Origin of the sequence: Falsibacillus pallidus, assembly GCF_003350505.1 — a bacterium.
Classification (GTDB): domain Bacteria; phylum Bacillota; class Bacilli; order Bacillales; family DSM-25281; genus Falsibacillus; species Falsibacillus pallidus.
Genome location: NZ_QQAY01000003.1, coordinates 395,293 through 420,697 on the forward strand (window position 1 = coordinate 395,293; position 25,405 = coordinate 420,697).

At 43.7% G+C, this 25,405-nt stretch carries 23 protein-coding genes and 1 other annotated feature; of the genes, 7 read left to right on the forward strand and 16 right to left on the reverse strand.

The features are described 5' to 3' along the window. The first annotated feature begins 101 nt into the window (after window positions 1-101). Entirely contained in the window at window positions 102-1,031 is a 930-nt protein-coding gene (gene cysK, locus DFR59_RS08505) for a cysteine synthase A (RefSeq protein WP_114745197.1), read from the forward strand. 63 nt (window positions 1,032-1,094) lie between these two features. Here the strand turns inward: cysK and dat are convergent, their stop codons facing one another. After that, window positions 1,095-1,958: a D-amino-acid transaminase gene (dat, locus tag DFR59_RS08510; RefSeq protein WP_114745198.1), complete on the reverse strand. Its 864-nt coding sequence runs from the start codon at window positions 1,956-1,958 to the stop codon at window positions 1,095-1,097. A gap of 40 nt (window positions 1,959-1,998) precedes the next feature. Next, the gene (pepV, locus tag DFR59_RS08515) at window positions 1,999-3,414 is read right to left on the reverse strand and encodes a dipeptidase PepV (protein ID WP_114745199.1); all 1,416 of its coding nucleotides are present in this window, start codon (window positions 3,412-3,414) and stop codon (window positions 1,999-2,001) included. A gap of 425 nt (window positions 3,415-3,839) precedes the next feature. On the opposite strand from pepV, the gene DFR59_RS08520 reads away from it, so the two are divergent. Continuing rightward, complete coding sequence (locus DFR59_RS08520) at window positions 3,840-4,061, forward strand: DeoR family transcriptional regulator (RefSeq protein ID WP_114745200.1); 222 nt, start codon at window positions 3,840-3,842, stop codon at window positions 4,059-4,061. 117 nt (window positions 4,062-4,178) lie between these two features. Here the strand turns inward: DFR59_RS08520 and DFR59_RS08525 are convergent, their stop codons facing one another. Further along, complete coding sequence (locus DFR59_RS08525; RefSeq protein WP_114745201.1) at window positions 4,179-4,892, reverse strand: pseudouridine synthase; 714 nt, start codon at window positions 4,890-4,892, stop codon at window positions 4,179-4,181. 60 nt (window positions 4,893-4,952) lie between these two features. After that, on the reverse strand, window positions 4,953-6,584 hold the full coding sequence (locus DFR59_RS08530; protein ID WP_114745202.1) for a putative polysaccharide biosynthesis protein: 1,632 nt from the start codon (window positions 6,582-6,584) through the stop codon (window positions 4,953-4,955). A 160-nt stretch (window positions 6,585-6,744) separates the two neighbouring features. Here DFR59_RS08530 and DFR59_RS08535 point away from each other — a divergent pair, with 160 nt between their 5' ends. Further along, the gene (locus DFR59_RS08535) at window positions 6,745-8,010 is read left to right on the forward strand and encodes a BaiN/RdsA family NAD(P)/FAD-dependent oxidoreductase (protein WP_114745203.1); all 1,266 of its coding nucleotides are present in this window, start codon (window positions 6,745-6,747) and stop codon (window positions 8,008-8,010) included. Between the two features lie 33 nt (window positions 8,011-8,043). On the opposite strand, the gene DFR59_RS08540 is transcribed toward DFR59_RS08535, so the two are convergent. Together DFR59_RS08540 and DFR59_RS08545 are read right to left on the reverse strand one after the other, a co-directional pair. Beyond that, on the reverse strand, window positions 8,044-8,226 hold the full coding sequence (locus DFR59_RS08540; RefSeq protein ID WP_114745204.1) for a sporulation protein Cse60: 183 nt from the start codon (window positions 8,224-8,226) through the stop codon (window positions 8,044-8,046). Window positions 8,227-8,295: 69 nt separating this feature from the next. Next, window positions 8,296-8,610 carry a rhodanese-like domain-containing protein gene (locus DFR59_RS08545; protein ID WP_114745205.1) on the reverse strand — a complete coding sequence of 105 codons (315 nt, stop codon included), beginning with the start codon at window positions 8,608-8,610 and terminating at the stop codon, window positions 8,296-8,298. A gap of 148 nt (window positions 8,611-8,758) precedes the next feature. Between DFR59_RS08545 and DFR59_RS08550 the strand changes: the two genes are divergently transcribed. Continuing rightward, on the forward strand, window positions 8,759-9,973 hold the full coding sequence (locus DFR59_RS08550; protein ID WP_114745206.1) for an MDR family MFS transporter: 1,215 nt from the start codon (window positions 8,759-8,761) through the stop codon (window positions 9,971-9,973). A 113-nt stretch (window positions 9,974-10,086) separates the two neighbouring features. On the opposite strand, the gene leuS is transcribed toward DFR59_RS08550, so the two are convergent. The 5 genes from leuS to DFR59_RS08575 form a co-directional block, all read right to left on the reverse strand. Continuing rightward, entirely contained in the window at window positions 10,087-12,501 is a 2,415-nt protein-coding gene (gene leuS / locus DFR59_RS08555) for a leucine--tRNA ligase (RefSeq protein WP_114745207.1), read from the reverse strand. A gap of 123 nt (window positions 12,502-12,624) precedes the next feature. Then, window positions 12,625-12,854 (reverse strand) — a binding site (T-box leader). Between the two features lie 96 nt (window positions 12,855-12,950). Then, complete coding sequence (locus DFR59_RS08560; RefSeq protein WP_114745208.1) at window positions 12,951-14,141, reverse strand: MDR family MFS transporter; 1,191 nt, start codon at window positions 14,139-14,141, stop codon at window positions 12,951-12,953. Window positions 14,142-14,674: 533 nt separating this feature from the next. Then, window positions 14,675-14,845, reverse strand: coding sequence for a hypothetical protein (locus tag DFR59_RS20060; protein WP_158538356.1), 171 nt, complete (start codon window positions 14,843-14,845; stop codon window positions 14,675-14,677). 80 nt (window positions 14,846-14,925) lie between these two features. After that, on the reverse strand, window positions 14,926-15,096 hold the full coding sequence (locus DFR59_RS08570; RefSeq protein WP_114745210.1) for a glycogen biosynthesis protein GlgD: 171 nt from the start codon (window positions 15,094-15,096) through the stop codon (window positions 14,926-14,928). Window positions 15,097-15,108: 12 nt separating this feature from the next. Continuing rightward, window positions 15,109-15,378, reverse strand: a complete 270-nt coding sequence (locus tag DFR59_RS08575) for a YtzC family protein (protein WP_114745211.1) — start codon at window positions 15,376-15,378, stop codon at window positions 15,109-15,111. A gap of 169 nt (window positions 15,379-15,547) precedes the next feature. Here DFR59_RS08575 and mnmL point away from each other — a divergent pair, with 169 nt between their 5' ends. Both mnmL and mnmM read left to right on the forward strand, forming a co-directional pair. Beyond that, window positions 15,548-16,516 (forward strand): tRNA modification radical SAM protein MnmL/YtqA, encoded by a 969-nt coding sequence (gene mnmL, locus DFR59_RS08580; protein WP_114745212.1) that lies wholly within the window; start codon window positions 15,548-15,550, stop codon window positions 16,514-16,516. Next, window positions 16,513-17,085, forward strand: coding sequence for a tRNA 5-(aminomethyl)-2-thiouridylate-methyltransferase MnmM (gene mnmM, locus DFR59_RS08585; RefSeq protein WP_114745213.1), 573 nt, complete (start codon window positions 16,513-16,515; stop codon window positions 17,083-17,085). Before mnmL ends, mnmM begins: the two co-directional genes overlap by 4 nt. Before the next feature lie 48 nt (window positions 17,086-17,133). On the opposite strand, the gene DFR59_RS08590 is transcribed toward mnmM, so the two are convergent. The 4 genes from DFR59_RS08590 to DFR59_RS08605 all read right to left on the reverse strand — a co-directional run bounded on the left by DFR59_RS08590 (window position 17,134) and on the right by DFR59_RS08605 (window position 22,747). Beyond that, window positions 17,134-18,138, reverse strand: coding sequence for an LLM class flavin-dependent oxidoreductase (locus DFR59_RS08590; RefSeq protein ID WP_114745214.1), 1,005 nt, complete (start codon window positions 18,136-18,138; stop codon window positions 17,134-17,136). Window positions 18,139-18,262: 124 nt separating this feature from the next. Then, on the reverse strand, window positions 18,263-20,653 hold the full coding sequence (locus tag DFR59_RS08595; RefSeq protein ID WP_158538357.1) for an immune inhibitor A domain-containing protein: 2,391 nt from the start codon (window positions 20,651-20,653) through the stop codon (window positions 18,263-18,265). 183 nt (window positions 20,654-20,836) lie between these two features. Further along, entirely contained in the window at window positions 20,837-21,931 is a 1,095-nt protein-coding gene (locus DFR59_RS08600; protein ID WP_114745215.1) for a tetraprenyl-beta-curcumene synthase family protein, read from the reverse strand. 9 nt (window positions 21,932-21,940) lie between these two features. Beyond that, complete coding sequence (locus tag DFR59_RS08605; protein WP_114745216.1) at window positions 21,941-22,747, reverse strand: alpha/beta hydrolase; 807 nt, start codon at window positions 22,745-22,747, stop codon at window positions 21,941-21,943. Window positions 22,748-22,898: 151 nt separating this feature from the next. Here DFR59_RS08605 and DFR59_RS08610 point away from each other — a divergent pair, with 151 nt between their 5' ends. Next, on the forward strand, window positions 22,899-23,420 hold the full coding sequence (locus DFR59_RS08610; protein ID WP_114745217.1) for a gamma carbonic anhydrase: 522 nt from the start codon (window positions 22,899-22,901) through the stop codon (window positions 23,418-23,420). A 77-nt stretch (window positions 23,421-23,497) separates the two neighbouring features. Here the strand turns inward: DFR59_RS08610 and asnB are convergent, their stop codons facing one another. Beyond that, complete coding sequence (gene asnB, locus DFR59_RS08615; RefSeq protein WP_114745218.1) at window positions 23,498-25,399, reverse strand: asparagine synthase (glutamine-hydrolyzing); 1,902 nt, start codon at window positions 25,397-25,399, stop codon at window positions 23,498-23,500. Window positions 25,400-25,405 lie beyond the last annotated feature (6 nt).

A 25,405-nucleotide genomic window follows, 5' to 3' on the forward strand; every position in this document is an offset into this window, starting at 1 on the left:
TAAGGTTTTTTCAAATGCCCTCAGGCGTATCGGTTGATTGAGATCCCGGAACAAAGTAAGATGAAAATAGAGATCATTGCTTCAGGAAAGGAAGTTTTATCATGAAAGTTGTTAATAACATTGCCGAATTAATCGGTGAAACTCCACTTGTAAAATTAAATAGGCTGAACCCTGAAAAAGGGGCAGATGTATATGTGAAGCTTGAATTTTATAATCCAAGTAAAAGCGTCAAAGACCGTGCAGCATTCAATATGATCATTGAGGCGGAAGAAAAGGGGCTTCTTAAGGAAGGAGCTACGATCATTGAACCGACGAGCGGGAATACTGGAATCGGCCTGGCAATGAATGCTGCTGCCCGCGGATATAAAGCCATCCTCGTTATGCCGGATACGATGACGCAGGAAAGAATCAACCTTTTGAAGGCATACGGTGCTAAAGTAGTATTGACGCCGGGGGACGAAAAAATGCCAGGTGCCATTAAGAAAGCCAAGGAACTTTGCGAAGAAATCGAGAATAGCTACATGCCGATGCAATTCGAAAACCAGGCCAATCCAGATGCACACCGCAAGACCACTGCCCTTGAAATCATCGAAGCTGTGGAAGAACTCGGCAAACCTCTTTCCGCATTTGTGGCAACAGCCGGTACAGGCGGGACAATAACCGGTACAGGAGAAGTATTGAAGGAAAAATATCCGGACATCCAAATCCATGTGGCTGAGCCAGCTGGATCACCAGTCCTTTCAGGAGGCAAACCGGGTAAACATAAATTAGTGGGTACGAGTCCGGGATTCGTTCCAGATACACTGAATCAAGAAGTATACGATAAAATCTATCAAATTAAAGACGAAGATGCTTATGAAACAGCACGAAGAATGGCAAGGGAAGAAGGAATTCTTGTAGGCCCTTCATCAGGCGCTGCCTGCTTTGCGGCCATTGAAACAGCGAAGACCATGCCGGAAGGCTCCATTGTGATCTGCATCGCCTGCGATACAGGGGAACGCTATCTCTCCGGTGATCTGTTCAATTTTTAATTTAACAAAAAAGAGGCATGGACCTTTATCGGGTCCATGCCTCTTTTTCTATATCATTGCAGCTTAAGTATTCTGAAGGAGCGTGCATTCCTTTTGGATATGCTGAGAGAACAGTTCTTGAAGCTTTCTTGTCATCGATCCCGGCACCCCTTCACCGATCACCGTTTTATCAACCTGGATGATCGGCATGACTTCTGAAGTAGTGCTTCCAAGAAACACTTCGTCCGCTGCCAGCAACTGTTCAACTGTAAATTCCTTTTCTACGAATGGAACAGCATTTTCTGCACACACCTTCTGGATCACTTGACGCGTGATTCCGTTAAGGATCAGATTGGTTGCAGGATGTGTCATGACAGTTCCATCTTTGACGATGAATACATTGGAGGACGATCCTTCCGTCACAATCTCCCCGCGATGCTGAATTGCTTCGTAGCAATCCGACTCAGCAGCTTTCTGCTTCGCCAAAATGTTGCCTAGAAGATTCAAGCTTTTGATATCGCACCGCAGCCAGCGTATATCTTCGACCAGCAGGGTTTTAACCCCTTTATCAAGCGAAGCCTCTGGCCTTGGCATTTCTCTCGTATAAGCGATGTAGGAGCATGCCACATCTTTTAGAGGAAATGCATGCTGCCGCGGGGCAATCCCCCGGGAGAACTGCATATAAATGATTCCAGTTTCAAGCATATTTTCATCGATGAGCCTTGCTGCATGACTTTTGATTTCATCCTTTTGATAATGGATTTTCAGGCCAATCTTTTCAGCACTTTCATAGAGACGCTTCAGATGTTCTTCAGCTGTATACATCTTGCCGTTGTAAACTCTGATGACTTCGTAAATGCCATCCCCGAATTGATAGCCTCTGTCTTCAATATCCATTACCGCATCTTTGCGTTCAATCAGTTCCCCATTAACGATGACTTTTTCCATCCTGCTCCCCCGTTTCTATCAAATGTGTATATCTATTTCCTTACTCCCCGGCCAACTCAAAGATTGCCTGTGCGTATAATGCAGTTGCCCTGAAAAGATCTTCAAGGAACATGTATTCATCTTTCTGATGGGCGACATCCGGTCTACCCGGAAATAGGGGCCCAAATGCCACTCCGGATTTCAAGGAACGGGCGTAAGTTCCTCCGCCTATGCTGATTAGCTCCGCTTTCTCACCAGTCTGCTCTTCGTAGACTTTCTTCAGCTTTTGAATAAGTGGATCGCTTTCTTCCACATGATGCGGTTTGGAATCAGTGAAGTTTTCGACTGCTATCCCCTGTTCCTCAAGCTTTTTCCATACTGCTTCCTTCTTTTCATCCAAATCAAATGTGACAGGATAACGCATATTCAACCCAAGTCGTCCGCCTTTACCTTCTTCATAATGAAGCTTGCCGACATTGATGGTCAGATCCCCTGTAATTTCATCACTGTAAGCGAAGCCCATCGCTTTGCCCCTTGAATCCTGGAAAAATGTCTTTTGGATAAATTGTATGAAAGATGCAGCATTTTCATCCATTTGAAAACCAGCTAAAAAATTGGCCAGATGAAGTCCAGCACTCTTTCCTAAGTCCGGCTCCATTCCATGGGCAGACTGACCTTTCATTTCAAGAATCAGGTCCCCGCTCTCTACATAACATTTCCCTTCAAGCTCCCATTTCTTTATGTAGTCATCAAACTGCTGTATAAGGTCTGAATGGTCTCCCTCCACTTCCAGGATTGCTTTTGCAAAATCAGGAACCATATTGTATCTTCTGCCTGAATCGAACTTTGTAACAGTCATGAACGATGCTTTGGCTTCTCCTGACGGCTTCCACACTAAATCATAATCTGCTATTCCTTTTTCGGCATAGATGATAGGGAAGTCAGCATCCGGAGCAAATCCCATTGCCGGCATTTCTTCTTTGCTGAAATAGTGCTCGACACATCTCCAATCACTTTCTTCATCTGTCCCAATGATCATCCTTACTCTTTTTGAGAGAGGAAGCCCAAGTTCTTTTACAATTTTCATGGCATAATAGGCAGCCATAGTCGGCCCCTTATCATCGATTGCGCCGCGCGCGTAAATCTTTCCATCACTGATTTCCCCGCCATATGGGTCAAACGTCCATCCATCTCCTTCTGGCACTACATCAACATGGCACAGAATCCCTAACAGTTCATCCCCTGCACCCATTTCAAGATGGCCTCCATAGGAATCAACATTTTTGCTTGTGAAACCGTCTTTCTCTCCCAGTTCCAATAGATACATCAGGGCTTCTTTCACCCCTTGTCCAAATGGTGCATCTTCTGAGCGATTCTCCTCATCGAGTACACTTTTAATTTGGAGAAATTTCTGCAGATCCCCAAGAAGATCTTCCTTACGCTTTTCCACTTCTTCCATCCAATTGATATTTGTCATCAATCATGCTCCTTCCAATAATCGATATTCATTTATGTAATGTATGTTACTACTATCAAACATTAAAAGACAACTTGTCCACCCTTAAAAATAGTAAATCACATCACGATATGTTTCTATTCCACTAAAAATGGATAAATAACTGTTAAAGGCATATTTCCAGGCAGATGCTTCATACTATTAAAGAAATAAAGGTGAATGTTGGAAACAGATTAATTTTTTTGTAAAATTCAGCATTTTCCTAGATATTTCTTTTTAGTAGGAGTACAATATAGGTGTCTGACATCTTAGAAAAAAATAATCGTGAATCGTAAAGGAGTTGTCTGCTCGGAGATCATTATTGCAAGGTGATTAAAGGTCATTCCTTTAATCTAGGAAGCCGTCCGTAATCTTTGCCAAAGGTAAAATGATGAGGGAGTGGTTTTTTGAAACCTTCAACAAACCGAATGTTAACCCGGATTAAATCAGTGTATATGTTCATTAAAGACCATGGGACTGTATCTACTCAAGATTTAGTAGATGAATTCGGAATTACACCCCGTACCGTTCAAAGAGACTTAAATGTATTAGAATATAATAATCTAGTTGAAAGTCCAAGTCGGGGAAAATGGTCAACCACTGAGAAGCGAGTTAAGATGTCATCGTGAAACACTAAAGAATCTCTTTTTTCGAGAGGCTCGTACTGAATTTTAATATCGAATTAATTTTAAAGGGGCTGGTCCATATGTGCAGTGCACATTATTGGGCCAGCCCCTTTACGGCTATTATTCATTCGATTTTAGCATTTCTACTTCTTCATCCGTCAACTCACGATAATCACCGAGTTCCAGTTCTTCATCCAAGGGGAGCGGCCCCATTGATATCCTCTTCAAATACATGACTCTTTTGCCGACAGATTCAAACATCCTCTTCACCTGATGGAATTTACCCTCAGTAATGGTCAATTCAATATCCGAAGTGATGCCTGATTTAAGGATTTTTAAAATGCCCGGCTTTGTATGGTAGCCGTCATCAAGCGTAACCCCATCTGCAAATGCCTTTACATCCTCTTCTGTCACTTCTTGGTCGATGACAGCAAAATATGTTTTAGGAACATGCTTCTTCGGGGAAAGGAGCTGATGTGAAAGATGTCCGTCATTTGTCAAGATTAAAAGACCTTCTGTATCTTTATCGAGCCTCCCTACTGGAAACGGGGACCTGGCCGCATCCTCCATGGCCAAAATATCCACAACCGTTTCATCCCTGGAGTCTTCCGTAGCCGAAACAACGCCTGGAGGCTTATTCATCATGAAGTAAACAAACTCTTTATAAATGACTTCTTCGCCATTCACTATTACGGCATCTTCTTCAGGATTCACATGCATCTTGGCATCCTTGACTACTTCCCCGTTCAGCTTGATGCCGCCAGTCTTCAAGAGTTTCTTTACTTCTTTTCTGCTTCCGTACCCGACATTAGCTAATAATTTATCTATTCTCAAATGAATCTCTTCCCTTCAGAAAAAGCGGAATCTAGAGCCTAGAATCCGCTTTTTTATTTCTTAAGATATCCTCAATTTTTGTTTTATGCGCAAGAGGCGGCTTCCGAACAGTTTATCCGCCAGTTTCGATTTTAACCCAAGGTAGCCGTAGACAACCGCCCCGATTCCTCCACAAATAAGGATAATCACTAGGGACTGCCATTTGACCGCTGGGTTTAATAGATGGGTGATGCCCTTATAGCTTAGGATGACAATAACAGCCATTACAGCATTCATGGCTGTAATCAGCATGGTTCTCCTGATCGCCAGTTTAAATGAATAGTTGGCAAAAACTTTTATGACAACCAGGTTAATGATGATGGATGCAGCATATCCTATGGCTGTTGCATAAACAGCCCCCTCTGTCTGATAGAGCTTGATCAGAGGGATATTCAATGCAAGCTTCACTAACAGCCCGACGAGCAAACTCAAAATTGTGAACCTCTGCTCGTTTATTCCCTGCATGATGGCAGCCGTTACTGAATACAAAGCAAAAAGAATTGCAACCGGGGCGTAATTCGCTAAAATCCCTGTACCAAACCCGCTGTGGCTGTAGAATACAGTATAGACCGGCTCTGCCAATAGGGATAATCCGATTGCAGCAGGCATCGTAATGAAAAGAAGGACCTGAAATGTTTGATCCAGCTGTCTCTTCAAGGTTTTTAAACTGTTTGTCGTATAGGATTCCGTTATCAACGGAACAAGCGTCAATGCGAAGGCAGTTGCCAAGGAAACCGGGATGATGACAAGCTTATGGACCGTAAAGCTCAAGGTTCCGAGTGCATCCATACTTTCTTTAGCCTTGCCGATTTCAAACATTGCCCTTGAAAACGTCATTTGGTCGATAAGCTGATAAAGCGGATTGGCAATTCCAACAAGTACAAAAGGAATCGCATAGACGATGATTTCCTTGAACATATCCTTTACAGAAATATCGAGCGTCCCTTTATCTTCCTCTAATAGTTCATCCAAAAATGGCTTCCTTTTCTTCCAGTACCAAATAAGAAGAATCAGACTGGCGATCCCGCCTATAAAGGCCGCAAATGTGGCTACGCTGATAGCCGAAACGATCGTTCCTTTGATGACATATAGAACGACGTATGCACCTGCGAGAAGGAATACTATCCTCGCCAGCTGTTCCACAACCTGAGAAACAGCTGATGGCCCCATCGATTGGTGTCCTTGGAAAAACCCCCTGATCAAACTCATGAATGGAATGATGATCAGTGCAAAGCTTACGGCGCGAATGACTACGGATACGTCTGCAACAGAATATTTGCTGCTGCTCGCATCCTTCATGACAAATTCGGCAAAATACGGTGCGAAAATATACATGATCAAGAAGGAGATGAATCCGGTGGCAAGCATGAGCAATATACCTGATTTAAATAATTTTCTGCCGACCGCGTATTCCTCTATTGCATTATATTTGGCAATGTATTTTGAAACCGCAAGCGGTACACCGCCTGTGGCAACACTAATGAATATGGTATATGGCACGTATCCGAATTGATAGAGCTGCATTGCGCTCTCGCCATTTCCACTTTTATTGATGATGGCATAAAAAGGGATAACATAAAAAAGGCCAAGCACCTTGGATAAAATCGTTCCCAAAGTCAATACAAATGTTCCGCGAATTAATTTAGAAGACATATGATCCCTTCCTGAGTTCAACATAAAAAACACTAGTAGTAGTTTACAACTTACGACGGGAAATGACAATTTATTCGTCAAAGATTGCTTCTTTTGCCACACCTCTTTAAAATAACAGGCATAGTGTATTGTTTTTCAAGGAAAGGAAAAGGTGTTTTTAATGAAATTTGATGTAATCATCATCGGCGGCGGACCTTCCGGCTTGATGGCTTCTATTGCTGCAGCCGAACATAAGGCGAAAGTGCTGTTGATTGATAAAGGAAATAAATTAGGACGCAAGCTTGCCATTTCGGGAGGGGGGCGCTGCAATGTCACCAACCGCCTTCCGATTGAAGAAATCATCAAGCATATCCCAGGCAACGGACGTTTTCTATATAGTGCTTTTTCTGAGTTTAACAACGAAGATATCATTGCCTTTTTTGAAAACTTAGGAATCGAATTGAAAGAAGAAGATCACGGCAGGATGTTCCCTGTTTCCAATAAGGCTCAGTCGGTGGTCGATGCTCTTCTCAACAGGATGGAACAGCTTCATGTGGTGACCTATACAGACACATCTGTTAAAGATGTAGTCTATGAAAATGGCCGCACTGCAGGAGTGGTCCTGATGGATGGCAGTAAAATCTCCGCTGATTCGGTTGTCATTGCTGTGGGAGGAAAATCCGTTCCCCATACAGGATCGACCGGCGACGGATATCCTTGGGCAAAAAAAGCCGGCCACACCATCACAGATCTATTCCCTACAGAAGTGCCATTGACTTCAAGCGAGCCATTCATCAAGGAAAAAACGCTTCAGGGACTTTCTTTAAGATCCGTGGGCGTCAGTGTCCTGAATCCTAAAGGCAAAGCGCTCATAACGCATCAAATGGATATGATTTTCACACATTTTGGGATTTCCGGACCTGCTGTTCTCCGCTGCAGCCAATTTGTAGTAAAAGCGATAAAAAAATGGAATTTAAAAAATGTAACGATCAGTCTCGATGCGAGACCAGATAAGAATGCGGAAGAATTATTTCAAGAAATCAATAAACAAATGAAGGAAGATGCAAAGAAAGCGGTCAAAAACAGTTTGAAAGGGCTCCTTCCTGAACGGTATCTTTTATTCCTGCTTGAAAAGAGCGAAATAGATCCGAATGCCCAAAGCGGAACAATTTCCTCAGAAAAAATCAGGACTCTGACAGAGCTGTGCAAACAATTCAAGTTTACAGTCAATGGGACGCTCCCCATTGAAAAAGCGTTCGTGACAGGCGGCGGCATTTCAGTAAAGGAAATCGAACCGAAGACAATGGCTTCCAAGATTATGCCGGGGCTGTTCTTCTGTGGAGAAGTTTTGGACATCCACGGCTACACAGGAGGATATAACATCACTTCCGCCTTGGTGACAGGAAGACTGGCAGGCATGAATGCAGCTTTACAAGCGAAAAAATGAAAAGAATCAGGGAGAACGACTCCCTGATTCTTTTTACTTCCGATAAATGACCATCCCGCTGAAGCAGTAAATCTGTTCATCTGAATCTTCCGGAATTGCGGCGATATGGTATTTGATATCAACTATTTTCCGCTCATCCAGACCTTTTAGAAAATGATTCAAATCGTGCTCCAAATCCTTTTCGTGCTCACAGTCAAAAACTTTTACTTGTATCATTACAGATCCCTCTAGTCAATTTTTTAACTAGTATGGGCAGGAAAGGTCATTTTCAAAACATTCAGCCTATTATTTTTTCGGTTCAGTCGGGCCTGTCCATTCGAGCATTCCGCCAACCATATTTCTCACTTTATATCCGTGGTCCATCAAGTACATGCCTACATTTTCGCTTCTGCGTCCGGAACGGCAGATCAAAACATATTCTGTATCTTGATCAAGCTGGTCCAATGATTCAGGAATATCACCCATTTTGATATGCTTTGCTCCTGGAATCATTCCTTCCGCTACTTCCTCATCTTCACGGACATCGACGATTGCTACATCTTCCCCTGCTTCAACCTTCTTTTTTAACTCTTCAGTCGTAATCGTTTGTAATTCTTTCATATGAACACATCCTTTGGAATTGATGTGAACATTATAGCAAGAAAGTTCAATGGAACAAAATGATGGACTCCGCCCTGATAAAAATTCCTTTACACCTTAAAAAAAGAAGAATATTCTTATAAATATTGGAAAGGAACGGGGAAGAAAAATGAATAAATTGACTAGACTTAAAAACCAATTCCATCCGATCGTCTGGGTTTTGTTAGCAGGGACAGTCCTGGCAAGAGGCGCCGCTTTTATGTCCCTACCTTTTTTGGCCATCTACCTGTCCAAAACGGCAAACATCAGTCCCGTCCTCATCGGCATAACCATCGGGATGAGCCCGCTTGCTGCCACCATTGGCGGATTTGTCGGCGGCCAGCTATCCGACAAGTTTGGGCGAAAAGTCATCATGCTCGTTTCATTATTCGGGATATCATTTGTATTTTTCGGCTTCAGCTTGGCATCACATCCGCTGGCCTTCAGCATCCTTAATACCTGCAGCGGATTCTTGAATTCTTTTTTTGAGCCGACCTCACAGGCCCTTATTGCCGACGTTACGGAAAAGGATAAGAGGATGAAAGCTTTCTCACTAAGATATACTGCCATTAATATCGGGGCATCTGCCGGTCCTCTCATGGGGGCATATTTTGCAACGGTCCAGGCAAACTTGACGTTTCTCATTACAGGAATAATTTATTTGATTTATGGAGTACTATTATGGATGCTAATGAATCGCTTCAAAATAACATCTGAACCTGCAGGGGCCAAAAAGGCATCATTTAAAGACTCCATCTACGTGCTGAAAGATGACAAGGCCCTCCGCTACTTCATCATCGGCGGTATCTTGATAGCCCTTGGCTACTCGCAGATTGAGTCCAATCTTCCCCAGCATCTGGAACATACAGTCAAAAACGGAATAGCACTCTATTCTATTTTGCTATCCATTAACGCTGTGTTTGTCATTTTAATGCAGCTTCCGATTTCCACTTTCGTTGAAAAATTTGCTGTCATGAAAGTCATGATGGCTGGGGCCGTATTTTTATGTCTTGGGTTATTAGGCTTTGGATTTTCATTCAATTGGCCAACAGCGATAGCTTCCATGGTCGCCCTTACGATCGGGGAAATTCTTATATTCCCTTCCAGCAGCGTCGTCATTGATAAACTCGCACCAGATCATTTAAGGGGCACCTACTTCGGCGCCAACCAATTCAGGAAAATCGGCCAATTCATCGGTCCGATCTTCGGAGGCTACCTCCTGAAGCACATCGGCGGTATGGATGGATTTTACTTGATTGCCCTGCTGACATTTTTGAGTGTCATCTTTTACAACCTTGGATCCCGCAGCAAACCCATCTACCGGACCATCCAAGTGCAGAAGTAACACTGCAGGTTACAGGCACCACCCGGTTTTTGTCGACATGCGTCGAAAACAGCCTAATAAATATATAAAACACCTCCAGCCCATCTATCCGGGTCTGGAGGTGTTTGTTTTTATCAGTTGGCGACTACGTTGACAAGTTTTCCTGGGACAGCAATGATTTTTCGGATGGTCTTACCTTCTATGTGTTCTTTCAGCTGATCATCCGTCTTTGCCAATTCCTCTAACTCTTCACGCGTAATATCTTTCGCTACCATTCTCTTTGCTTTTACTTTTCCATTCACTTGAAGGACAATTTCCACTTCATTGTCCACCAATTTCGATTCGTCGAATACTGGCCATTCAGCATATGTGATGCTGTCGGAATGGCCAAGTTTTGCCCAAAGCTCTTCAGCGACGTGAGGAGCAATCGGGGAAAGCATCTTCACAAATCCTTCCACAAAAGACTTCGGAAGAACTTCTGCTTTATAGGCCTCATTGATGAATACCATCATTTGTGAAATGGCTGTATTGAAGCGAAGCCCCTCATAGTCCTCAGATACTTTTTTCACCGTTTGATGATAAGTCTTTTCAAGTTCAGCAGCCTCAACATCCTGCACCTTGCTTGAGATATCTCCGTTCTCTTCTACAAGGAGTCTCCAGATGCGGTCAAGGAACCTGCGTGCTCCATCAAGTCCATTTGTAGACCATGCGATGGATGCTTCCAATGGTCCCATGAACATTTCATAAAGCCTCAATGTATCAGCACCATGGCTTTCGACGATATGATCGGGATTGACGACATTCCCTTTTGATTTACTCATTTTTTCATTGTTTTCCCCTAGAATCATCCCTTGGTTGAATAGTTTTTGGAATGGTTCTTTTGTCGGGACAACGCCGATGTCGTACAAGAATTTATGCCAGAAACGAGCATATAGCAAATGAAGGACGGCATGCTCTGCACCGCCGATATAGATATCGACTGGCAGCCATTGCTTCAATTTTTCCGGATCTGCAAGCACTTCACTGTTCTTAGGATCAATATAGCGAAGGTAGTACCAGCAGCTTCCAGCCCATTGTGGCATAGTGTTCGTTTCTCTTCTTCCTTTTTTGCCTGTTTCTGGATCAACAACGTTCACCCAGTCCGCAATATTGGCAAGAGGAGATTCCCCAGTTCCGGATGGTTTGATGTTGTCAGTCACTGGAAGCATGATTGGAAGCTCTTCTTCAGGCGCAGCTGACATTGTGCCGTCTTCCCAATGAATGATTGGAATCGGCTCTCCCCAATAGCGTTGGCGGCTGAACAGCCAATCGCGAAGGCGGTACGTGACTTTCTTTGTCCCGATGCCTTTTTCTTCAAGCCACTTGATCATGGCAGCAATCGCTTCTTCTTTCCCCATGCCATCAAGGAATTCGGAATTCACATGCTCTCCGTCGCCGGTATATGCTTCTTTCTCGACATTTCCTCCCGCAACAACTTCCTTGATCGGCAATTCGAATTTGCGGGCAAATTCATAGTCTCTCTCATCATGGGCAGGAACCGCCATGATGGAGCCAGTTCCATAGCTCATCAATACATAATCCGCAATCCAGATCGGCATCTTTTCGCCATTGGCCGGATTGATTGCATAGGCTCCAGTGAAGACGCCTGTTTTATCTTTTGCAAGATCTGTCCGCTCTAGATCGGATTTAGCTTTGATTTGATCAAGATATTGTTCAACTGCTTCTTTCTGTGCATCTGCAGTAATGACCTGAACAAGCGGATGCTCCGGTGCAAGGACGGCATACGTAGCACCGAACAATGTATCCGGGCGGGTGGTGAATACGGTGAATGATTCATCTTTCCCGTCTACTGCAAACGTAACTTCTGCTCCCTCTGAACGTCCGATCCAGTTGCGCTGCATATCCTTCAAGCTCTCTGGCCAATCCAATTCATCAAGGTCCTCAATCAAACGGTCTGCATACGCAGTGATTTTCAACATCCATTGTTTCATTGGACGGCGTTCGACCGGATGTCCTCCACGTTCGCTCTTTCCATCGATGACTTCTTCATTGGCAAGCACTGTTCCAAGTGCAGGACACCAGTTGACTGCCACTTCATCAATATAGGCCAAACCTTTTTCATAAAGCTTCAAGAAGATCCATTGTGTCCATTTGTAATACTCAGGATCTGTTGTATTGACTTCCCGATCCCAATCGTAGGAGAAGCCCAATGATTTGATCTGTCTTTTGAATGTGTTGATATTTTGCTGAGTGAAATCTGCAGGGTCATTCCCTGTATCAAGTGCATACTGCTCTGCAGGGAGGCCAAAAGCATCCCATCCCATCGGGTGAAGGACATTATATCCTTGCATACGTTTGAACCTGGAAAGGATGTCAGTCGCTGTATAGCCTTCAGGATGGCCTACATGAAGTCCTGCCCCTGATGGATAAGGGAACATATCCAATGAATAGAAGTTGGATTTCCCTTTGTCTTCTGTTGTCTTAAACGTATGATTGTCTTCCCAATACTTCTGCCATTTCTTTTCAATCGAAAGATGATCGAAACTCATAATATTGCCTCCTTGGAATATAAAAAAAATAAAAAAGCGGACGCGCCAGTTCGAGTACTTTGCCGTGATTGTACTCACTCATGGGAGAAGGACAAACAAAAAAACCCCTCATCCCATATTCATATATGGGACGAGAGGTTTGGTTATAAACTCCCGCGGTACCACCCAAATTAGTGTACACACTCGCTTCATTCATCCTTAACGCGGAAAACGGCAAGCACTATGAGGGATTTTCACCCGTTCATGCCTGCAACTCAAAGGCGAGTTCATGATGTCCCTGGTTGACTTGCACCACCCGTCAACTCTCTTTTGCTTCAGGTACAGCCACTACTGCTCCTTCTCAACGTTTCATATCTAAATAATTTATTTACTATTTTAGTCAATCTTATTCACAGTTTCAAGCCTAATTTTTAAATACTGGAAAATTTTTGTTGAAAATCTACTATTTTTTAGGATGCCACAGCTTTAGTAACATTTGAATCTGCTTTGAAGATTTTGTCAAAAACAGTTGTTATAAGGAATGCGATGACCAGGAGTCCGATCAGCACCATGAATAATGTTTTCATATCGAACCCATCCGCCATGATGCCGCCGATGAGAGGTCCAAGCATCCTTCCGCCTGTAGCAGTGCTGTTGACCACACCTTGATAAAAGCCTTCCCGCCCTTTAGGAGCCAGTTTGTTCGCGATAGTGGGAACAGCCGGCCAAACGAACATTTCTCCGATGGTCAAGATGATCATGGCAATCAAGAAACCGGAAAATTGATGAGCAAATCCTACTACGACAAAGGAAACCATAAATATTGTAATTCCAAGCATAATTTGTTTTTTCGTGCTTGGAAGGACTTTTTTGACAATCACGCCTACAATCGGCTGCCCCAGGACAATTAGTGCACCATTGATGGTCCATAACAGGCTGTAGGACTTCAATGGAATATGAAGCTGCTGTGTGTAGGAGGCAATCGTTGACTGCCATTGCACATAGGTGATCCAGCATAGCAGATACCCTGAACAGAGAATTAGCAGGGCTTTAAATTGATTTTTATTTTTGATTCGGCTGTTCTCTGACAATATGGAAGATTGCCTGATCCCTTCGACATTAATATTACGGTATCCGAGGACCGCAATCATTAAAAAGATTCCATACATCAAAAGATTTGCGATGAATATGTAGCTAAAGGAATAGGATGCCACAAGTCCTCCAAGAGCAGACCCTATCGCCACCCCTGCATTCTGCGCAACATATATGGCATTGAATGCCTTTCTGCCACCTTCAGGCCATACAGCGCCCCCCATAGCGAACATCGCAGGGAAAATCATCCCCGAACCGAAACCAACCAATGCAAGGAACAGGATATATGGAATCCAGCTGTGCATCAGCGTCAAGCCAAACAAAGCCAGAATCGTAATGGATAAGCCTGCAAGAATGGTCCTGTATCCGCCTTTTTTATCAAACATCGTGCCGCCCATCAAGTTGCCGATGACGCTGGCAGCAGAGTTCAGCATGAGAACGAGACCTGCTGTGGAAAGGGATTTCCCTAATTGATCATGTATATAGATTGTATTTAATGGCCAGAGAAAGGAAGAACCAGTGACATTCACCATCATCCCGATGACCAATAACCAAAGTTGTTTAGGCATTTTTGTGCGCCTCCAAACGGCTGTTAATTTGGAATACCAGAACGATTTTATTCCTTTTATCATGAAGGCGCAATAGATTTATTTCGAAAAACTAATTATTTTTTCGACAAAGAGAAAAGCGGAGGCGCCTTGGTCAGCCCCGACCAGCATAAGACGGAACTCGAAGGAAATCCTGATTTCCGTAGAGGTACGGCTTATGACTCGAGGGGCTAGGCGCTGGAGCTGGACAAAGAGAAAAGCGGAGGCGCCTGAAGTCATTTTCGAATGCATGCCGCAAAAACGCATGCTAAAGCCTCTACTTTAACCCCAATAAAAGGAAAGTTGAGCGGTTAAGCCTGAAAGTTGCGGGGTTAACCTGAAAAGTGCGGCGGTTGCGCCCGAAAGTTGCGGGGTAAATCGGAAAAGTGCGGCGGTCAACTCAAAAAGTACGGAGCAAATCCTGCGGGAGGTTGCAAATCTCGCACTTGAGGCAGCAAATGGACGGAGTCGGCAGATCATGCCGTCCATTTCATATGCCTTTGGCAAAAATTCGCTTAAAAACCTGGACCATAACCCCAATAAAAGGAAAGTTGAGCGGTTAAGCCTGAAAGTTGCGGGGTTAACCTGAAAAGTGCGGCGGTTGCGCCCGAAAGTTGCGGGGTAAATCGCCCGAGTTCAGCGGTTAACGCTAAAAGTGCAGAGCAAATCGCAATATCAAGCCCCACCGCACACCAGCCCCCTATAGATAGCCGGCTGAATAAACAAAAAAAACCTGCAGAATGATTCCGCAGGCAAATGTTATGGGTCAGTCCGGATTTTCGATGTGCTGTTTGGATTTTATAGGCTGTCCCTTTTTTTCATACCGTTTTTTTGATTCTTTCACAGGATCGTAATCTTTCCCTAACTCTACATCCTGATTGTTGACTCCATTACGGGTCTTTTGTTCCGGATTATTTCGCTTTGATTTTTTCTTCATAAATGCCTCCCATTAACGGTCATGATTCAAGAGAATCATTTGATTTTGCAGCTGCTGTAGCTGAAGCCTCTTTCTGTGGAGCATTTCCCGCTGCTGGGCATTTGCACTTTGAGCCAAATGAGTCAATTCATTGTATGCAGACTCCAGCTGCCCCATTGCTTCTGAATATTCCACATCGTGATAGTGGCCTTGTTTACTTCCGGAAACCATGTGTTCCTGCGCATTTCGGATCGTATCCTCGCACTGCTGCATAAATTGATCCATTGAGTCTCTTGTGGTCATATTGGTCCCCCCTCTTTATGACTTTAGAAGCAATTTGCTCCTAAGATTATTGTGTTCATTTCAACCTCTGCTATGATGGAAATGAGTGTCATACGGAATCTCATTGGATTCATCAAGCCTACATGGTAAAATTTCTTTTATGAATTCATAAGTCGGGAGGTTGCCTGAGTTGAATCAGACGAACCCTTTTATATATGCAAGCGATGATAAACGATACCATACATGGAATTTTCATTTACGCAGCCATTTTGGGCATAAGGTATTCAAAGTGGCCCTGGATGGCGGCTTTGACTGCCCAAACCGGGATGGCACCGTTGCCCACGGCGGCTGTACATTCTGCAGTGCTGCAGGCTCTGGGGATTTTGCCGGAAATCGGGCAGATTCCTTAGAAAAGCAATTTTTGGACATTAAAGGACGTATGCATCAGAAGTGGAAGGACGGAAAGTATATGGCTTACTTTCAAGCTTTCACCAATACCCATGCCCCTGTCGATGTTCTTCGTGAAAAATATGAGACAGTACTACAGCAGGAGGATGTTGTGGGAATTTCTATTGCAACAAGACCTGACTGCCTGCCGGATGATGTTGTCGAATACTTGGCTGAGTTGAATGAACGGACCTATCTTTGGGTGGAGCTCGGACTTCAGACAGTCCATGAAAAGACGGCAGAATTAATCAACAGGGCCCATGATTTTGCCTGCTATAAGGAAGGGGTCGAGAAACTGCGTAAACATGGCATACGTGTTTGTTCACATATTATCAACGGTCTTCCGGAAGAGGATAATGAAATGATGATGGAAACAGCCCGAGCGGTTTCCCAATTGGATGTACAGGGAATCAAGATCCATCTTCTTCATCTCCTTAAGGGGACTCCTATGGTCAAACAATATGAGAAAGGAATGCTTCAATTCCTGTCATTTGACGATTATGTCAGCCTTGTCGTTGACCAGCTGGAGATTTTGCCGCCTGAAATGATCGTTCATCGGATCACAGGGGACGGTCCGATCGATTTGATGATCGGACCAATGTGGAGCGTCAATAAATGGTCAGTATTAAATGCCATTGATGCTGAACTTAAAAAGCGGGACAGCTGGCAAGGAAAATTTTATAAAGAAAGAACAATGGAGCTGAGATCATGAAATTAGAAAGGGTCCTTCCATTTGCCAGAGCTTTGCTGCAGCAGGCTGTGGCTGAAGGAGATATTGCCGTTGATGCCACTATCGGCAATGGACATGATACATTATTTTTATCCCAATTAGTGGGGGAGAACGGCAGAGTATATGGATTTGATGTTCAAGAGAGTGCCATTCTCGCTACAAGGGAAAAACTTGAGGAGCACCAGCTTGTGCATCGTGTGACATTATTCCAAAAAGGGCATGAACACGTGATGAATTCCCTTCCCCCTGTCCACCATGGCAGGATTGCAGGTGCAGTCTTTAACTTAGGCTATCTTCCAGGCGGAGATAAGACTATCGTTACAAGACCGCGAACAACTATCAGCGCCATTGATCAGCTGATCAGCATGTTAAAGCCTGAAGGAATCATTGTATTAGTCATCTATCACGGACATCGGGAAGGTGCTGTTGAACGCGACTACCTTTTGCGATATGTCAAAGAGCTGGATCAAAATGACGTACATGTGCTGGAATATAAGTTTCTCAACCAGCAGAATAATCCACCATTCATCATCGCGATAGAAAAAAGGTAAAAAGACACAAGGCATAGGGATTATCTCCAAGCCTTGTGTCTTTTTGTGTCAGCTGTTTACTGCTTCTGAAATTAACCGGAACGACTTCATTTTGTCTTCGAAGCTGTACATGATGGAAACGACCATGATTTGATCTGTTCCGTAGGCAGCACTTATTTCTTCCAGTTTTCTCTTCATTTCTTCAGGAGTACCGACAATCATCCTTCTCCGATTTTCTTTGATCCTTGCTAGTTCATATGGGCTGTATTGATAAGCTGCCGCTTTCTCAGGGCTCGGTGTCCCGGTTGATGACATGCCTTGTTCAATCATCAAAAGTGAAAGATCCAGGCTTGAAGCCATTCTTTCTGCTTCCAGTTGTGTTTCCCCGCAAATGGCAAATACGGCAACCATATTCTTCGGTTCCTTCAAATGATTGGATGGTTTAAAGTTATCGCGGTAGATCCTTGTATAGTTTTCCCCGCCTTCCCCATTGATGAATTGGGCAAATGTATAGGGAAGCCCCTTCGCAGCAGCAAGTCTTGCGCTGGATGCACTTGAACCTAAAAGCCATACATCAGGAACAGTTTGAATAAGCGGACTTGCTTTCAAACCGTGGAGACGGCTATCCGCAGGATGGGAATCGTTCAGGTAATGGAGCAAATCATCTATTTGCTCTGGATATCGGTCAATGTCACGGTAATTCCCATCCTGAAGGGCAATCGAAGCCCTCGGCATGCCCCCAGGAGCTCTGCCCAGCCCCAAGTCGATCCGGTTCGGGGATAGACCTTCCAAGACCCGGAAGTTCTCAGCTACTTTATATGCGCTGTAATGGGGCAGCATCACTCCACCGGAACCTACCCGAATCTTTTCTGTTTTGGCAGCAATATGTGAAATGAGCACTTCAGGACTAGATCCCGCAAGCGTCCGTGTATCGTGGTGTTCAGATACCCAAAATCGCTCATAGCCTAAATTTTCTGCATGCTGCGCCAGCTTTACTGTATTTTTTAACGCTTCCTCAGCAGTCATTCCCTCTGATACCGGGGATTGATCAAGGATGCTTAATTTGATGGACATTTATTTCAACTCCTCAAGTTGTATATACACTTATAATTATCTTGTGCAGGAAAGTTAATGTCCAATAAACTGCCTCTAACAAGAAAAAGATGACAGGATTCCCCTGCCATCTTTTTATCAACTCTTATTTGTAGATCAATACTTTACCAACTGACTGGTCTGAGCTTTCGCCAACAACGCGGATTTTCAAGCCATAATCCGGTACGTTGCGTCCAGCGTCTGGAAGTGCTTTGTTGGAATAATTATTACTGTCATCAAACAACGGATTTTCTTTTGTTTGATTATCTTTCATTGTAATTCCTAAAAGATCGGTATAATCCAAGAACATTTTATCTGCTTTGCTGATATTGAATGCAGCATCATGGATTTGGTAGCGTGTTGATGCAACTGTTTTATCGCTCCAGCTCAGCGCATGCTGATCTGCATCGACTACTCCAAGGAATCCATCTCCTGGATGGACGCCTGTCCAGTTGTCATCATAATTTTCATCCACATACCATACAACGAGTCCTGGATCATATTCCATAAGGCTGTTGCCTCGGCGAAGATGAGCAAGGCCAGTATCTACGCCTTGGTGGTTTCTCCACTCAAGCAAGTAATAGTGGTCTGTTAATTTGATTCCGTTATTCTTTGCGAATCCATCTAATGCAACAGCTTGGTCGCCATCAGCATTATCGGCTAATACGACTTGTCCATCTACAGTTGCAGATAAATCGTCCACATAGAATCCTGGCTCAGCGGCAGCAACGTCCGTCAAATAATTTAATTTGACTTCCATATTCTTGCCTGCAAAAGCGCTTAAATCAAACTGAGCATCCACCCAGCCGTCTGAACTTCCTGTAATTCCTTCGCCTGGGTTTTGTCCGTTTGGATCAGCAGTAGTTGTAATGTTTCCAGCTACTGTAGCCCAATCCTTAGTACCCTTCTCTCTTACCTGAACTGAAGCGTAGTCCCAATCTTTTTCGATTTGGTACCATGTTTTGAAGTTCAAGGCTGCAGATGTTCCATTTGTTAAATCAAGATCAAATGTCAATGAATTATCAAGGTTATTGCCGCTTCCGCTGAAATATTCATTGTCTCCACTATATGGAGTGTTGACAACCGTTTCTTTCTTCGGAAGATTTACTCTCAATGCATCCAGATTTGTTCCTTTTGTATTCGCTTGATCCAATAAAGCTTCCATGCCATTTTTATCGAGATCTTCTAGATTTACCTCTGCAGCTTTCAGCCAGTTGCCGCCGTGAGCTGCTTGAAGGAATTCCTTGGACCATGCACTGAATCCGGAAGGCTCTGTACCAGGGACATCACCTGACCAGCTTCCGCTTGCCATGATGGACCAGTAGCCGATTGCTTCACCTGCACCAGTGTATTGAGTATCATACTCATCCGGCAGACCTAAATCATGTCCGTATTCGTGTGCAAATACTCCGGCTGCTCCATCAGCAGGTTCAATCGTATAATCATAGGCTGCCATTGAACCGCCCCAGTATGGAACATTTGCTGTTGTGCCTTCAATTGGAGATGGATTTCCTAAATTCCAGCGATGAGACCAGATTGCATCTTCACCCAACTGTCCGCCTCCTGCTTCTTCCCCGACAGAAGAGTGGATCACCATTAGATGGTCAACAAGTCCATCCGGTTCGCGAAGGTTGCCGTCGCCATCAAGATCGTAGCGGTCTTCCTGATCGTAGTCAGCCAAGTTGACATTTGGATCCTTTGCTGCTGCAGCAAGTGCTTCTTTGACGAGACCCCTTGCATTGGCATCACTTCCGCTTGCACCATTGCCGCCATAGTAGGCTGCAGGATGCTGTGCCATATACCATCCGCCTACCTGGCCGTCGATAGTATAGCTTCCCCCTGACTGCTGTTCATAAAATTGTTTGACAGAGATGAATTTTTGTCCGTCTGGACCTGTATAGCCATCATCTCCGAAAATCATATCCTGATAATGCTGTTGTGTGTAATCCTTATAATACATATCAGATTCATCCGGCCCAATGTTATTATGCGGGAAATCAGGATACTCGACCATAAGCACGAGGACTTTATCCTTGCGTTCGGAGCCGTTGAATTTTTCTTCTTTCACATTATCCACTTTGTCTTTTGTGTGCCCTTTTTTAGTTCCTTTTCCCTGGGTGATCCCTTTATGTTTCTTCAAGTTTTCTTTTGCTTTATCTTTCACTTTTTCTTGGTCTTTTTTCAATTCACCGTCTGTCGTTCCATTCAGCTGTACACTCTTTGCTTTCTTCTGAAGAAATTTATTCACTGCCTTTTCAGCTTCTTCAGCTGTAGCATTTTTGGAAATGACTCCATCCTTTTTCAGCATTTCAATCAGCTTGTCCTGATTGGCAACCGCCAAATCCACCGGACCGCCATTTGAATAATCTGAGCTGGCTGATTGTGCTGCTGCCGTCTTAACCTCTGCCTGCTTGCCGTAGCTGCTGCCTGGCAGCGCGAATGCCCCTAGACTTAGGGCTGCCACCATGGCCATTGAAAGAACTTTTTTTGCTTTCAAACTTTCTTCCCCCTTAAGTGTAAATATTTGTTTATATGTTAGATATTAATGCATAATTCAGAAAAATCCACCTATTCAGATAAGAAATGATGCAAATGGACTACCTCTTTTTTACAAAATAAGACAAAAGAACCAAAAGAAAAGAGAGGCATCCAAAAGATGCCTCTCTTCTATCAAATCTAATTATTTCGCTAATGTTTTTGCCAGACCTGCCGGGATCGCCTTTTGAACTTTACGATACATCCGGCCATTCCAATAGAAAAAGTAGCTGATCGCTCCCCCGGCTTTCATGATTTTCTTGGCAATTGTCTGAATATGCTTCTGCTCATGGACTTTGTCATCGGATAGATAGACACCGAGCAATCCGCGATTGATGAGCTTGTGAAATTTCTGATGCGGCAGCTTCTCGGTATATTTATCCGCCTGCGCCACAAAATGCTTCAAGCGTTCCAGCAATTTTTCATCATTTTCGTAGTAAAAACAGAAATTAAGGTCTCCTCCATCGCGGTCTTCCTCCTGATCGATAAAATAATCAAGCAGAATGTGCAGTCCTTGAATATAAGGAAAATAGCCATTTCGGATGATCTCAGCATACTCTGTCTGAAAATCGCTTCTTAGAGCATATGAAACTAAGCAAAAAATCCCCAGAGTCGATCCTGAACAAGCTGAAAATTCGTGCCAGCCCATATCCGGAAGCTGGCTCTTGTATCCGTCAAACCATTTTTGCAGACGGCCTTCACGTTCTTCGACCCTCACATGTTTATGTATCTGCAGATCACAGTAGTATTGGCAAAGTTCTAGAAGATATTTTTTTATATCAGCATATGGGCTGATCTCACTTAATACATCCTGGCAGGTCCTCACCAAGGATGCCAAGTACCCATTATCATCCTGGTCTTGACGAAGCCTGTAGTAATTTTTCACGGGTTCTCCCACCGTCAAGGCATCCCTCATGGATTCATGAAGGGCTGCAAAATCATCCGGGTCCAATGATGTGCTTCGGTCACATAAATTGTCCAGGTAGTCGCTGATGGTTTGATAAGCCACGATGAATTTGATCGCTTTTTCTCTTTCTTGCATGGCAAGCAAAGCCATGATTGATCCGCCTTCACAATGAAAGGTTTTATGTTCAATGCTGGCAAGCGCCTGATTTCGCAATTCTGTATTTGGTATGGCTTCCGCCTTATCCTTCCAGATGGCAAGTTCCCTGTGAACAATCGGAAAAACTTTTCGGTATACCTGATTCATCAATGAAAAAGGCTGAGAAGGAATTGACATGATTTCACCTCATTCCACTACATAGCCCAAAGAGCGTAGACGATTATCGATGAAGCTTTTTGAATAAGCAAAAACTTCTTCTCTCTCTGGTTCGTTATAAATTTCATGATAGCATTTGGTCCATTCCTTAAAATGCTTCTCGGACATAGGAACTTGATTGAACCAATCTTTCACGACAGTCTTATTGACTATTTTATCATCTCCTGCCTGCATAACCAAAAGGGGCAGGTCAGGAATTTTTGACATATTAGCGAACGCAAGCTTCATCGCGTGTACAAGCTCCCTGTACCACCTGACTGAAACTTTTGTGACATAAAGGGTATCGTTCACATCGATCTCCCTTACTTCCTCATTCCTGGTCGCCATATCAATGGTTAATCCGCTTGGGAATTTAACCGTAGGCATAAGGGCATTCAGCCCATAGGAAATCATGCCGACAATCTTCGGCGGATATTTGACAAGCCCAACACATGGGGATGAAAGGATGACACCCGCAAGATTAAGTTTATGCTCCTGGATGGCCCTTATCGCAATCAAGCCGCCCATGCTGTGTCCAAGCAAAAATACAGGCAGATCGAATTGATAGGCTGCCTGGATCCAATCTTTGACCTCAATAATATAATCATCAAAGGAATCGATATGCCCTCGCTGGGATCTAGATGTCATTCCCTGGCCCGGCAAGTCTCCCATCACCACGTGATAACCTGAAGAACGCCACATTTCAATCAGCCATCCATAGCGTCCATGATGCTCCATCGCTCCATGGACAATGACGATCACTGCCTTAGCGGAACCTTCTGCTTCCCATTTCCACATGTTCCTTCCTCCTTTGTATCTTCTTATGATTATACTAAACCCGCGTAGATTATAAAAATTATATTCCCAAAAGAAAAAAATTACACAAGTTCCTGCTTTTCCGATAGAATTTGGTTAATATTAATATCCCATTCAGAAAGGAAGCTTACTCATGATTTATCCTTACAAAGACAAATCCCCCGTCATTGCAGATACGGCATACATCGCCGACTTTGCTACTGTAACTGGCGATGTGCAAATAGGGGAATACTCAAGCATCTGGTTCAATACAGTCATTCGGGGTGATGTCGCTCCTACCATCATCGGTAATAAAGTAAATATCCAGGATAATTCCGTCCTTCACCAAAGCCCAGGGAATCCCTTGATCCTGGAGGATGAAGTGACGATCGGGCATCAAGTTATTTTGCATAGCTGTAAAATCCGAAAAAAGGCCCTTATTGGCATGGGCTCCATCATCCTTGATAATGCTGAAATAGGGGAAGGTGCATTTATCGGCGCAGGAAGCCTCATTCCCCAAGGGAAAGTCATTCCTCCTAATACGCTGGCATTCGGAAGACCCGCAAAAGTGATTAGAGAACTAAATGAGCATGACGTCAGTGAAATGGAGCGGATTTCAAGGGAGTACGCTGAAAAAGGACAGTATTATAAGTCAATTTCAAAAACCCAAAAATAGATAAAATAAAAGCACCCAGGAAGGAATTCCTCCGAACCTGGGTGCAATTGCAGTTAAACGGCTTCCTTACTACTCAATTAAGGTTGTACAGTTTCTGCTTTTTTTATTTTATATTCGTTTTGAAAGTCGTACTTGTTTTCTTTATATACAGCATGCCAGATCATGAAGACAAGGACTGTCCAGATTTTTCTGCTGTTGTCTGCTTTTCCTTGGCAATGCTCTTCAAGCAGGTTCAAAACCACTTGCTTATTGATGATATGATCCGTTTCGCTTTCGCGGATGATGTTTTTCGCCCACTCGTTCATTTCATCTTTCAGCCAATGGCGGATCGGTACAGGGAATCCAAGCTTCTTCCTTGTAAGGACATGGTCAGGTACAACACCCTCGGCTGCTTTACGAAGGATATACTTTGTTGTTCCATTCGCTGTTTTTAAGCTTGTCGGAATTTTAGAAGCGACATCGAACACATTCTTATCCAGGAATGGCACACGCAATTCCAGAGAGTTCGCCATAGTCATTTTATCCGCTTTTAAGAGGATATCCCCTCTCATCCAAGTATGGATATCGATATATTGCATTCTATCAACCGGGTCATATCCGAATGTTTCGGAGTATAAAGGTTTTGTGATACTGGTATAATCCAGTCCTGTTCTATACTTAGGCAATAATTCGCGTTTTTCTTCTTCGGAGAACATTTTTGCATTTCCGATGTAGCGTTCTTCCATTGGGGTGACGCCGCGCTCGATAAAGCTTTTGCCCCTTACGCCTTCCGGAAGGATTTTTGCCAATGAACGGAGCATTGCTTTACCCGCATCAGGAATCTTATTGAATACTTCGAGCGATTGAGGCTCGCGATAGATATTATAGCCCCCGAATAATTCATCCGCGCCTTCGCCTGATAAGACGACCGTTACATGCTTCCTTGCTTCGCGGGCAACGAAATACAATGGCACACACGCAGGATCTGCCAAAGGATCATCCATATGCCACATGATTTTAGGGAGTTCCTTCATGTATTCTTCCGGTGTGATCACATAGCTGATATTTTCAACACCAAGCTTGTCGGCTGTCTCTTTGGCAACATCGATTTCACTGAAGCCATTGCGTTCGAATCCGACAGAGAATGTCTTGATATTTGGGTGGTGTTCCTTTGCGATAGAGGCGATGATGGATGAATCAATCCCTCCGGAAAGGAAGGAGCCTACAGGCACATCGCTTCGCATATGCATATTGACAGAATCGAATAGAACATCCTTGATTTCTTTAATAAATTCATTTTCAGGCTTTGAGACCGGGTGAAATGCGGCTTTCCAGTAGCGCTTGATATCCATTGGCTGGCCGATTTTTTTCGTGAAATAATGACCCGGCTCAAGCTTTTGGATTCCTTTAGTCATCGTTTTTGGTTCAGGGACATATTGATATGTCATATAATGCTGGACAGAATCGTAGTCAAGTACATCCTCATCCATTGCTAAAAGGATGCTCTTCTTCTCTGAGCCAAAGAACGTACGGTTTCCATCTTCTTTATAGAAGAATGGCTTGATGCCGAAATGGTCCCTGGCGCCAAATAATACTTGTTCTTCTTTGTCCCAGATGACAAAAGCAAACATACCGCGCAGTTTTTCCACTGCCTTTTCTTTCATATGGCTGTATAAAGCAATGATGACTTCTGTATCCGAAGAAGTCTGGAATGTAAGACCCTTGTTCAAAAGCTCTTCGCGAAGTTCTACGTAATTATAAATTTCACCATTAAAGATGATCCAATAGCGCTCATTTTCATAAGTAAGAGGCTGATGTCCAGCTTCTAAGTCGATGATGCTTAAGCGGCGGAATCCGAACTGTATATGTCCGTCCGCAAAGTATCCGTCGTCATCCGGACCACGGTGGGTAATAATATTATTCATATTTTTAAAAAGCTGCTGATCTTTTTCACTTAGCTCGACAGCTCGATCATGTACACATCCAATAAATCCGCACATTATGTA